Raw genomic sequence first — 11,844 nt, 5'->3', positions numbered from 1 at the left:
CTGGTCCACGCTAGCGTTCATGTCCGGGCAAGTCCAGCGCTTGTGACCCTGGCGGGCTGGCGGCCCGGCACGGCGCCGGCCCGGACCACCAACCGCCGCACTCGGCAAACCCCACGGAGCACCGACCGCCCCGTGTTGTTATGTTATATCCTGTCACGCCAGCACCGGAGTGCCCGTGGCCCCCGCCTCCCCCCGCCTGACGTCCATCGACCAGCTGCGCGGCACGGTGATCGTGCTGATGCTGCTGGACCACGTGCGCGAGACGTTCTACCTGCATGCCCAGGTGACCGATCCGATGGCGGTGGAGCAGATCGAACCGGCGCTCTTCGCCAGCCGCCTGCTCGCGCACCTGTGCGCCCCGGTGTTCGTGCTGCTGACCGGCCTGTCGGCGTGGCTGTATGCCAGTGGCCAGCCGCGCGGCAGGCATGCGGCCGCCGCGTTCCTGCTCAAGCGCGGGCTGTTCCTGGTGGTGCTGGAACTGCTGGTGGTCAATTTCGCCTGGACCCTGGCGTTCCCACCGGGCGTGGTCTACCTGCAGGTGATCTGGGCGATCGGGCTGAGCATGCTGGCGCTGGCCGGCCTGCTGTGGCTGCCGCGTGGCGTGCTGGCGGTGTTCGCGCTGGTGCTGATCGGCGGGCACAACCTGCTCGATGGCGTGCAGGTGCAGGGCGATGGCGCGTGGGCGGTGCTGTGGAAGGTGCTGCACCAGCGCGACTGGATCGAGCTCGGCGGGCAGTTGCGCCTGCGCACGTCCTATCCGGTGCTGCCGTGGATCGGGGTGATCGCGCTGGGCTGGGTGATCGGGCCATGGTTCGCCCGCGGTGGCGACCCGGCGCTGCGCCAACGCCGCCTGCTGTGGGCCGGTGCCGGCGCGCTGCTGGGCTTCGCCGCGTTGCGCGCGAGCAACGTCTACGGCGATGCGCCCTGGCAGGTACTGGACACGGCGCGGCAGACCCTCATGAGCGTACTGAATGTCACCAAGTACCCGCCGTCGCTGCTGTTCCTGCTGCTGACCCTGGGCCTCGGGCTGTTGCTGCTGCGCCTGTACGAGCACCCCGCGGTGGCGCGGGCGCTGCGACCGCTGGCCGACATCGGCGCGGCACCGATGTTCTTCTACCTTGTGCACCTGTACGTGCTCAAGCTGCTGTATGTGCTGGCCGAGGCCTGCTGGGGGCCGACCCACGGCGCCTATGTCGGGGTGGACCACGTGGCCGCGCTGTGGGCGATCACCGCGGCGCTGGCGCTCGCCCTGTACTGGCCGACCCGGGCGTTTGCCCGGTTGAAGGCACGCCGGCGCGACATCGCATGGCTGCGCTACCTGTGAGGCGCACGCAGCGCGCGAGCGCTGGCGTGTGCCCCGGGCATGGGCCGGCACTACCGGGCATGACCCTATAATCACCGCCTCTTTGCCGTTGCCACTTCGATGACCGCAGCCGCCCTGCCCGCTTCTGCCTCGACCGCCTCCGACGATTTCCTGGGCCACCCCAAGGGGGTCTACGTCTGCTTCTTCACCGAGATGTGGGAGCGCTTCTCCTTCTACGGGATGAAGGCGCTGCTGCTGCTGTACCTCACCAAGTACCACCTGTTCGGCGACAAGGCCGGGCTGGACCTGCTGGGCGCCTACGGTGGACTGGTGTACTGCATCCCGGTGTTCGGCGGGCTGCTGGCCGACCGCTGGCTGGGCATGCGCAAGGCGGTGGTGTTCGGCGGCGTGCTGCTGGTGCTGGGCCACCTGGGCATGGCCTTCGAAGGCCACGCGGCCACCCGCATCGATGGCCAGGTGGTGCGCGACGATGCCGCGCTCGGCATCACCTACCTGTCGCTGGCCCTGATCATCATGGGCGTGGGCTTCCTCAAGCCCAACATTTCCACCATCGTCGGCAAGCTGTACCCGGAAAACGATCCGCGCCGCGACTCGGGGTTCTCCCTGTTCTACGCCGGCATCAACCTGGGCGCGCTGTTCGCCTCGCTGGTCTGCGGCTTCCTCGGCGAGGCCTACGGCTGGAAGTACGGCTTCGGTGCGGCCGGGATCGGCATGGTGATCGGGCTGGGCATGTTCCTGTGGGGGCAGAAGTACCTGCAGGGGCATGCCGAGCCGACCGACCACGTGGCCCTGCGCCAGCGCGTACTCGGCCTCCGCCGCGAATGGCTGATCTACGCGGTGGCGGTCATCGGCGTGGTGCCGGTGGCGGCGCTGATGTGGGCCGCCGCCAATGGCGCGTTCGCGCTCGGCGGCGAAATCAGCCTGGCGCTGATGCTGATGATCGTGGTGCTCGGTGGCGTGCTGCTGTGGTTCGCCTGGTTCACCGGCACACGCTGCACCCCGGTGCAGCGCCAGCAGATGATCGCGCTGATGGCGTTGATCTTCATGGCGCTGGTGTTCTTCACCCTGTACGAGCAGACCTACGGCTCCTGGGTGACCTTCACCGATCGCCTGCTGACCAAGGACCTGGTGCCGTCGCTGGTGATCCAGGGCGGCACGCCGTTGCCGTGGTCGATCGCCTCGCTGCTGCTGGCGCCACTGGGCTTCGTGGTGGCCGCGCGCCTGTCCGAGCGCCGCCCCGGCTCGACCGCGCCACGCAACCTGTTCATCGCCATCGTCGCGCTGATGCTGGTGATGCTGGTGCGCGACTGCCTGGTGATCCCGCAGACCGCCGGCTCGCTGACCTACCTGGGCGGCCTGTTCCTGGTGGTGCTGGCGCCGTTGTTCGCGATCCTGTGGGCGTGGCTGGACCGGCGCCGGCTGGACCCGTCCAAGCCGGTCAAGTCGTCGTTCGGGCTGATCTTCGCCGCGCTGTCGTTCGTGCCGCTGGCGCTGGCCGCGCAGCAGGTCGGCGCGACCGGTCAGATGGCCAGCGTGTGGTGGCTGGTGCTGGCCTACCTGATCCTGGAGATCGGCGAAATGTGCCTGTCGCCGGTGGGCCTGTCGGCGGTCACCCAGCTGGCCGCGCCGCGCGTGGTGAGCCTGATGATGGGTACCTGGTTCCTGGCCACGGCGTTCTCGGAAACCCTGGCCGCGCTGTTCGGCAAGCTCGCCGCGATCGAGGTGCCGGAAGGTGAAACGATGAACATCGCCACGGCCGCGGCCAGCTATGAACACCTGTTCTGGCTGCTGATGTGGATCGGCCTGGGCTGCGCGGCCGTTGCCCTGGCGTGCTCGCCGCTGCTGCGGAAGATGATGCACGGGGTGAAGTAAGCCCCGTGCTGCGGCGCCCTCGACACAACGGCACCTTCGGGTGCCGTTCTTGTTTGTCGTGTTCATCCCATTTGGCAACTGCCTGCCATATGCACTTAAACGACGCATAACAACAGACTACTGCTTCACAGTCTGGCTCTTTCGTATTTGTTGCAGATACATCGCTCCGGCTCACTGCCACCATCCGCCGCGTCCAACCGCCGCCATCGGCACGGCGACGCAACGGGTAGCTGTCTCCTGTTGCATTCCCCCACGATTTTTTTTTGCACTTGCTCGCCAGGAGAACTCCCCATGCGTCCCCACCTGCCTCTCCGCCATCCGTTGGCGGCGATGATCGCCCTTTCGCTGTGCGCCGCACCGCTGACCCACGCGCAGACAACCGACAGCGCGTGCGACCCGCTGGCCGAATCCGAATGCGAAGACAGCGCCGATAACAGCGCGCGCCGCGTCTCGCCCTGGTGGATCGGTGGCATTGCCGCGGTGGTGGCCGGTGCCGCCGCCGGCGGCGGTGGCGGCGGCGGTGACGGCGGTGGTAGTGGCGGTGGTAGTGGCGGTGGCGCTGGTGGTGGTGGTGGTGGTGGTGGCACGGCGCCCGGCCGGGAGGGCGGCCAGTTCGGCAATCAGCAGACCCTCGTGGCCACCGGCGCCGAGGCAAGCTGGGACCAGGGACTGACCACGCGCATCGTCGGCCGCGTCCGCAACGACGGCACGCTGCACCTCAATGCCGGCACCCTGTCGGTGGCCAGCGCCGGCCAGCTGGACAACCTCGGCGTGCTGCGCATCTCCGAACGGTCCGCGCTGCTGATCGAACGCGATGGCGATGTCGACAACCGCGGCCATCTCGACCTGCGCGGCCGGATGGAACTGCAGGCCGATGCCGGCTTCGACAACTACGGCAGCGTCCAGGCACAGGGTGCCCGCATCACCCTGGCCGGCGATGCCGACATCGAAAACCTCGGGACAATGCAGCTGGGCGATACGTTGGTGACCCTGCAGGGCGAGAGCGAGTTCGACAACGGCGAACGCCACCGCACTGCGCGGCTCGAGATGGACGGCGGCGGCTTCGTGCTGCAGGGTATGGCCGGGTTCGACAACCACGGCAGCGTGGTCGCACGCGGGGTGCTCAATGAAAACGCACTGGTCCACGCGGTCACCTCGCGCGTGGGCACTGAGCGGGACGTCATCGAAGCATTCGACAATCGCGGCAGCATCCTGCTGTCCGGGGATGCACGGGTACTCACCCTGGTCGCCGATTCACATGCCAGCACCGGCATCAACCGCTTCGATGGCAGCATCACCAGCAACGCGCGCCATCAGTCCGCGCTGCATGCAGAGGGCGCGTCGGCCACGCTGCTCAACCAGGGCACGCTTACGGTCACCGGGGACAACGCCGTGGCGATGTCCGGCGCGCGCGGTGCCACGCTCATCAACGACGGCACGATCAACCTTGGCACCGCCGGAGGCAACAATGGCCAGGGGATGATCGCCATGCGCTCGGATGGCTCGGCCACGCTCAACAACCGCCGCGGCGGTGTCATCAACATCCATGCCGACGCCTCCTACGCGTTCCAGATGGCACCGGGAGGCAGCGGCCGCCTCATCAACAACGGTCAGGTCAATGTGTATGGCAACGGCAGCGGCCACAACGCCGACGCTGCCACCGATGCCGCGAACCAGCCGGGCCAGGACCTGGGCTGGCAGGCACCCCGCGGGGTCAGCGGCTATACCGTGGGCACCAATGCCGACGGCAGCGCCGGGCGTCTGGTGTTGCATCAGGGCGGACACCTGTCCGACGTGGCGGTGGATACCACATTCACGCGGGGCACGGCCGCCTCGCAGGTACGCCTGGAAGGCGTGTTCGTGGGCGCCGACAGTGGCGAAGGCAACATCCGGAGCGCCTCGGTGGTGTGGCAGGCACGAGCGGAACGCGACGAGGCCGGCACCGTCGATGTGGTGATGACCCGCAACGACTATCGCGCGCTGGCCGACGCCCCCCTGCAGCACGTTGCCGAAGCGCTGGAGGCAGGCTACGACAGCAACGCGCTGTACCACGGCCTGGAAGTGGCTGACGCCGCAGAGTTCAATCGCGCCCTGTCGCAGCTGTCCGGCTCGGATGTCGTGGCCGCCAGCATGCGTGCAGGCGCCAACGGCGATGCCTTCTGGTCAAGCCTGGCCCGCGCGCGGGCGGTCGAGGGTCACCGTCTCGTGGCCTTTGGCGCAGACGCTGGCACCCGCCATGGCGTACAGGGCACCGGTAGCGCGGTACAGGTGGCGGTCCCGCTGCGGGGAGGCGGACAACTCCAGCTGAGCACTGGCCTGCTCGCATCGGACATCGCCACCGAGGGGGGGCAGACCCGCAACCAGTCGCGCTTTGCCGGCGTGGGCATCGGGCAGGCCCTGGGCGCGTTCAATGTGCAGCACACCCTGGGCAATGAGTGGCATCAGCTGGACGGCCAGCGCCAGTTGAGCTGGGGCAGCGTCCAGCACAGCGCACACAGTCAACGCACGCTGTCGCGGAGCCGCATCGGCAGCATGCTCAGCCGCGAGCTGGTTGCCGGCGGCCTGCACTGGCAACCCCGCCTTGGCGCACATGCGTACCACAGCCGCGAAGCGGGTTTCCACGAATACGGTGCCGATGCATTCGGCCTGTCCGTCGGCGCCGGTACCCGCCGGGGCGTGCAATGGGAAGCCGGCACCGGGATGACGGGGCGGCTGAGTCAACGTTGGACGGTGCGGGGCGACGCAGCCCTGATCGGGTCGCTGGCCTACCGCGCCAGTGATCGTGTTGCCACGCTGCACGGCGCGGGGGGCCACGCCTTCGTGGTGCCGGGCACCCGGCCAACCGGGCTGGATCATCGCCTGATGCTGGGAGCGGACTACCAGCACAAGCGTTTCAGCCTGGGCGCATCGCTGATGGCGCAGCGCCTGCTGGGCAGCGCGGATCGCCAGGCGCAGCTGCACGCCAGCTACGCGTTCTGACCCGATAGCACACGTGCCTGGACACCCCGGCAGACCGTCCATGCCACCGACGTGGTGGCATGGACGCGGGCGCAGTCGTTCAGATGGCAGGCGCGCAGAAGCGCCTGTGCCGTGGACTGCGCCATCGGCACAGGCGCGGCCAGGCATTTACGCCGCTTTCTCCCCGGCACTGCCGGTGCCGGCCGTGGCGGTCGTTCCCCCCGAGGCTTTTGGCCAGGAACGCCAGCAGCCGGGTGTAGTACTGGCGGCGATGCGGGTCGGTGTAGAAGCCGTGACCCTCGGTGGCGCAATGCAGCGACTCCGCCGGTACGCCGGCCTTCTTCAGCGCCGCTTCCATGCGCTTGGTGTGCTGGATCGTGGCACGCTGGTCTTCCCCGCCGGCGGCCAGGAAGACCGGCACCGTGATCGGCGCGGCGAGATTGACCGGCCATACGGCGGCCAGCTTCTGCGGGTCGCCCAGCCAGTCCTTGAGGAAAGTTTCGCCGGATTTACTCTGTTGCGTATCGCCCCGGGCGAACATCATCGGCAGGTCGTACACGCCGACGTGGCCCGCCGCGCTCGTGTCGAGCGCGTCCTCTTTCGCCGCGCCCATCAGGGCCGCATAGGCACCATAACTGACGCGGCCGTTGGCCTGGCATGCTCGCCGCTGCTCCGGAAGATGATGCACGGGGCGAAGTAAGGCTCGTGCTGCCGGGGCAACCGCCGCGGTTGCCGCCGCTCATCTCAGGGGGCCTTGCGCGTGCCCGTGTCCTCGCTGGCACTGGCGACCTGGCCACCGAGGCTGCGCGAGAGGAAGGCGAGCAGGCGTCGGTAGAACTCGCGCTGGTGCTCGGGCGCGTAGAAGCCATGGCCTTCGTTGAAGTAATACAGGCTCTCCACCGGACTGCCGGCGCGCTTGAGGGCCGCTTCCAACCGGCGCGAGTGGACCATCGGCGCACGCGCGTCCCGCCCGCCAGCGGCCAGGAACACCGGTACGCGGATCTGCGCGGCCAGCCGGACCGGCGAGCGCTCCTCCAGGTCCTTGGGGCTGCCCAGCCATTCGCGCAGGTAGGTCACTCCGGACTTGTAGTCGCTGATGTCGCCGCGGTTGTACATCAATGGCAGGTCATAGATGCCCACGTAACCGGCCGCGCACTGGTACAGGCCGGGCTCGCGCGCGGCGCCCATCATCGCCGCGTAGGCGCCGTAGCTGGCGCCATAGATGCAGATGCGCGCCTTGTCGGCCACGCCCTGCCCGATCGCCCAGTGCGTGGCGTCGGTGACGTCGTCCTGCATGGCCGCGCCCCACTGCTGCTTGCCGGCCTCGGTATGGGCGCGCCCGTAGTTGGCCGAGCCGCGGAAGTTGACCTGCAGCACGGCGTAGCCCGCCGCCGCCAGCAGCTGCGCTTCCATGTCGTAGCGGCCGCTGTCGAACACCCCGATCGGGCCGCCGTGTGGCACCACCACCATCGGCAGGTTGCGCCCGCTGCTGCCACTGGGAACGGTGAGGAAGCCATGCAGCGGCAGGCCATCGCGCGCGGTCAGCGCGAACGGGCGGACCTCCGCGCTTTTGTCCGGATCGATCCACTCACTGCGGCTGGCCAGGTGCCGCGCATTCCTGGTGGCGGTGTCGTAGATGTAGAAATCGCCGGGATTGCGCCCGGACCAGGTGGTCACCAGCACGCGGCTGCCGTCGCGGGTACTGGAGGTGACGTGCACCGGCCCGCCCAGCGCCGCCTGCAGGGTGCGGTACAGGCGCGCGGTCGCCGAGCCCTCGTCGAAGAAACGCGCACGCGGCGCGTCGCCGAAGTACAACACGCCCACCGGCACCCGCGTGCCCGGCTGGACGATGATCTGCCCCGGGTCCACCACCTCGTCGCGCAGCAGCATGCGGCGCTCGTCGGTCTGCGGGTTCCAGCTGACGATCGCATCCGGCCCGGTCGGCTGTTCCACCCACAGGTAGGCGAGCGTGTTGTCGGCGGAGAACCCGACCGGTATCTCGATGCGTTTGCTGGCGGCCTGGTCGTTGATCAACACCCAGTCCGCCGCGGCGTCGGCGCGGTAGTACAGCTTGTGCACGTTGTCATTGCCGGCACCGCGGGCGAAGCGCACGGCACCGGTGTTGTCGGTGCTGAAGCTGGCCGCCGCCACCGGTGAGCGGGCCACCAGCAGGCGCTTGCCGGTGACCACGTCCAGGCGCTCGATCTGGGTGAATGCCGTGCCCACGACCGGCGTCACCGCGACCAGGGCAGTGCGGTCGTCGTCGGCCAGTTCGTCGGTCAGGAATGCCACCACCGGCCCGCCGCGCTCGGTGCCGGTGGCCGTGGTCACCCGCTGGGTACGCGCGCGGTAACCGATCAGCAGTTCGCCGTCCTTGCCATCGGCGTTGACGCCGTACAACTCACCGGTGGCCATGGGCTCCTCCCGGCGACCGAACTTCTCGCCCAGCCCGACCAGCAGCCGCGTGTTGCTGACCCAGTCCACGCTGATGGCGTGGTTGTTGCGCGGTGGCCGGAAGGAGCCAACCATCTTCATGTCCTTGCTGCCGAGGATGGCCACCGCCGTGGAGTCCTCCAGCGGAATGGTCGCCGCCACATAGGCGCCGTCCGGCGAAAGGGTGATGTCGGCGAAGGCTTCTTCGCGCAGGAAGGCGTCCAGGTCCACGGCGCTGGCGGCGTTCGGCAGCCAGCCGCCCGCCACGCACAGCAGCGCGGCCAGTACACGGTTGTGCATTGTTTTTCCCCTTGGTGGTGCGGGCCCCTGCCCGCGCCGAGTACACGACCGCGGCCCCCGGCAGCGGCGCGTGAGCGCGCCATTGCCGGGGCCGCGCTCAACCGGTCACGGCTGCGCCGCCGTGGCGGCGTTGGCGGTTTCTCCGCCGAGGCTGCGTGACAGGAAGGCCAGCAGCTTGGTGTAGTACTCGCGGCGATGCGGGTCGGTGTAGAAGCCGTGACCCTCGGTGGCGTAGTACAGCGACTCCACCGGTACGCCGGCCTTCTTCAGCGCCGCTTCCATGCGCTTGGTGTGCTGGATCGGGGCACGCTGGTCTTCCCCGCCGGCGGCCAGGAAGACCGGCACCTTGATCTGCGCGGCGAGATTGACCGGCGATACCGCGGCCAGCTTCTGCGGGTCGCCCAGCCAGTCCTTCAGGAAGGTTTCGCCGGATTTGCTCTGTTGCGTATCGCCCCGGGTGAACATCATCGGCAGGTCGTACACGCCGACGTAGCCCGCCGCGCACCTGTAGAGCGCGCCCTCTTTCGCCGCGCCCATCAGGGCCGCATAGGCACCATAACTGGCGCCATAGATGCAGATCTTCGCGGGATCGGCGTGGCCCTGGGCAATGGCCCAGCGGGTGGCGTCGGTGACGTCGTCCTGCATGCTGCGCCCCCACTGCCCGGCGCCGGCCTGCTCGAAGCTGCGGCCATAGTTGCTGGAGCCGCGGAAATTGACCTGCAGCACGGCATACCCCGCCGCGGCGAGCAGCTGGCTTTCACTGTCGTAGCTGCCCGAATCAAACACGTGGTAGGGGCCACCATGCGGCAGCACCACCATCGGCAGGCGGCTGCCGCTCTTGCCGGCCGGAACGGTCAGGAAGCCATGCAGCTCCAGTCCATCGCGCGCCTTCACCACGATCGGCGTGACCTTGGCCGCCTTGGCCGGCTCCACCCAGCTGCTGCGGCTGATGAGGTGGTCGGCCTTCTTGGTCTCGTTGTTGAAGAGGTAGAAATCGCCGGGGTTCTGCCCGGACCAGGCCTGGATCAGCAGTAGCTTGCCGTCACGGGAACTGGAGGTGATGTACACCGCATCCCCGCCGAACGCGGCTTCGAGGCTGCGATACAGCCGCGCATCGGCCGAGGTTTCATCGAAGAAGCGGGTCCGCGGGGTATCGCCCAGGAACAGCGCCCCGACCGGGATCGCGGTGCCGGGACGGACGATCACCGCGCTCGGATCCACCTGCGGGTCGCGCAGCACGGTGGCGCGCTTGCCGGTCTTCGGGTCCCAGGAGACGATGGCATCGGGGCCCTGTGCCTGCTCGCTGCGCAGGTAGGCCAGCGAGCCGTCCGCCGAGAAACCCAGCGCGCGCTCGATGCGGTGCGTGGCGGCCTCGTCGTTGACCAGTTTCCAGGTGTCGCCGGACCCTTCGCGGTAGTAGAGCTTGTTGACGTTGTCGGTGCCGGCCCCATGCGCGAACCGGACCTGGCCGTCATGGTCGCTGACGAACCGCGTATTGCGCACCGGCGAGCGGGCCACGGTCTGGCGGCGGCCGCTCTGCACATCCAGCCTGTCCACGCGGCTGAACGGATCACTGGTGAACGGCATGATCGACACCAGCACGTTGCGGTCGTCCTGGGGCAGCGGGTCGATGAGGAAGGCCGCCACGTCCTCCACTTTCTTGGGCTGGATGCGGGTGCCGGGCCCATTGCTCTCGACCCGGTAGCCGACCAGCAGCTCGCCGCGCCCGCCGTCGGCGTTGATGGCGTACAACTCACCGGTCAGGCTCGGCTCGTCGAGGGCGCCCCACTTCTCCGCCAGGCTGATCAGGACGCGGTTGTTGTTGACCCAGTTGAAGTCTTCGGCGTGGTTCTTCGGCGGCGGCACGAACGAGCCGACCACCTTGTTGTCGCTGGTCCGCAGGATCGCCAACGCGGTGCGGTCCTCCATCGGCACCGTGGCGGCGAAATAGGCGCCATCCGGGGAAAGCTTGATATCGGCGAAATCATCGCGCTTGAGGTAGCGGTCCAGATCCACCGCGCCGGCCTGCCCCACCAGCGCTCCCCACATGGCCAAGGCCACCCAACCTGACTTGCGCATCCTTATCCCCCTGTCTTCCGGACACCCTGTCCGGGTGCCAGATTCTAGACGTAACCTGAACACCCAGACCAGTGGGGGAAGGCGCGCCGTGGGGTAGGCGGTTTCCGAGGTGTCGCCCATAAAAAATGGCACCGCAAGCGGTGCCATCGAAGGAACGCATCGAGGAGAGAGTTCAATGCATGCCGCGGAACGCGAGGGTCAGCGCCAGGATCGACAGGATCACCGCGATGGTGCCGTCGAGGATGCGCCAGGTTTTCGGCTTGGTGAACAGCGGGGCCAGCAGGCGCGCGCCCAGGCCCTGCGCGGTCAGCCACAGGCAGCTGGCGGTGAACACCCCGGCGGCGAAGGCCATGCGTGCATTGCCGAAGTTCTCGGCGATGCCGCCGATGACCATCATGTCCAGCCAGAAGTGCGGATTGATCAGCGAGAAGCCGACCGCCGACATCAGCACCGCGCGGCGCGAGGTGCTGTCGCCGTCGTCCACGTGCATGCCACCGCCACCGGCCAGCGCGCGCCGCGCCGACTGCCACGCATACCAGGCCAGGAAGGCCACGCCGCCCCACAGCACCACGGTGGTGAGCCACGGCAGCGCCTGGGTGAGCGTGCGCAGGCCGGCCACGCTGGCGAAGATGAAGATGCCATCGATGGCCGCACAGGTCGCCACGACCGGCACGATGTGCTTGCGCAGGATGCCCTGGCGCAGGATGAAGGCGCTCTGTGCACCGACCACCGCGAACAGGCCGATGCCGGTCGCGGCACCACTGAACCACGCGGCCAGACCGGGGCCGCCGGAGATGATGGAGAACATGGGTTACCGCCTTGTCTTGCTACTGGGGGCGGTGCCTCGCCAAGGCGTACAGCACCGGATGGCGCACATT

Annotated in this window: 6 protein-coding genes and 1 pseudogene; 3 read left to right on the top strand and 4 right to left on the bottom strand. The window is 68.5% G+C overall.

Annotated elements, in window-relative coordinates; translation table 11 throughout:
* The first annotated feature begins 169 nt into the window (after positions 1-169).
* The 3 genes from AC1DGC_RS07870 to AC1DGC_RS07860 all read left to right on the top strand — a co-directional run bounded on the left by AC1DGC_RS07870 (position 170) and on the right by AC1DGC_RS07860 (position 6,175).
* Positions 170-1,324, top strand: a complete 1,155-nt coding sequence (locus AC1DGC_RS07870; RefSeq protein ID WP_478047592.1) for an acetyltransferase domain-containing protein — start codon at positions 170-172, stop codon at positions 1,322-1,324.
* A 99-nt stretch (positions 1,325-1,423) separates the two neighbouring features.
* Positions 1,424-3,196 carry a peptide MFS transporter gene (locus AC1DGC_RS07865; RefSeq protein ID WP_478047591.1) on the top strand — a complete coding sequence of 591 codons (1,773 nt, stop codon included), beginning with the start codon at positions 1,424-1,426 and terminating at the stop codon, positions 3,194-3,196.
* Positions 3,197-3,487: 291 nt separating this feature from the next.
* On the top strand, positions 3,488-6,175 hold the full coding sequence (locus AC1DGC_RS07860; RefSeq protein ID WP_478047590.1) for a hypothetical protein: 2,688 nt from the start codon (positions 3,488-3,490) through the stop codon (positions 6,173-6,175).
* Positions 6,176-6,371: 196 nt separating this feature from the next.
* Here AC1DGC_RS07860 and AC1DGC_RS07855 read toward each other — a convergent pair.
* The 4 genes and pseudogenes from AC1DGC_RS07855 to AC1DGC_RS07840 all read right to left on the bottom strand — a co-directional run.
* Positions 6,372-6,791: pseudogene (locus tag AC1DGC_RS07855) on the bottom strand (alpha/beta hydrolase family protein); the annotation flags it as partial.
* Between the two features lie 107 nt (positions 6,792-6,898).
* Positions 6,899-8,518, bottom strand: a complete 1,620-nt coding sequence (locus AC1DGC_RS07850; protein ID WP_394161841.1) for an alpha/beta hydrolase family protein — start codon at positions 8,516-8,518, stop codon at positions 6,899-6,901.
* A gap of 474 nt (positions 8,519-8,992) precedes the next feature.
* The gene (locus AC1DGC_RS07845; protein ID WP_394161678.1) at positions 8,993-10,966 is read right to left on the bottom strand and encodes an alpha/beta hydrolase family protein; all 1,974 of its coding nucleotides are present in this window, start codon (positions 10,964-10,966) and stop codon (positions 8,993-8,995) included.
* Positions 10,967-11,138: 172 nt separating this feature from the next.
* Complete coding sequence (locus tag AC1DGC_RS07840; protein ID WP_259203838.1) at positions 11,139-11,774, bottom strand: LysE/ArgO family amino acid transporter; 636 nt, start codon at positions 11,772-11,774, stop codon at positions 11,139-11,141.
* Positions 11,775-11,844: the final 70 nt, after the last annotated feature.

It is taken from the genome of Stenotrophomonas sp. 05N37, from assembly GCF_056397365.1.
Note: the sequence above shows the minus strand (reverse complement) of the source record. Positions and strands in the feature narration are given on the sequence as shown.

Coding starts and splice junctions, on each gene's coding strand:
- AC1DGC_RS07865 (WP_478047591.1), top strand. CDS start 1,424: ATGACCGCAGCCGCCCTGCCCGCTTCTGCCTCGACCGCCTCCGACGAT.
- AC1DGC_RS07860 (WP_478047590.1), top strand. CDS start 3,488: ATGCGTCCCCACCTGCCTCTCCGCCATCCGTTGGCGGCGATGATCGCC.
- AC1DGC_RS07845 (WP_394161678.1), bottom strand. CDS start 10,966: ATGCGCAAGTCAGGTTGGGTGGCCTTGGCCATGTGGGGAGCGCTGGTG.
- AC1DGC_RS07840 (WP_259203838.1), bottom strand. CDS start 11,774: ATGTTCTCCATCATCTCCGGCGGCCCCGGTCTGGCCGCGTGGTTCAGT.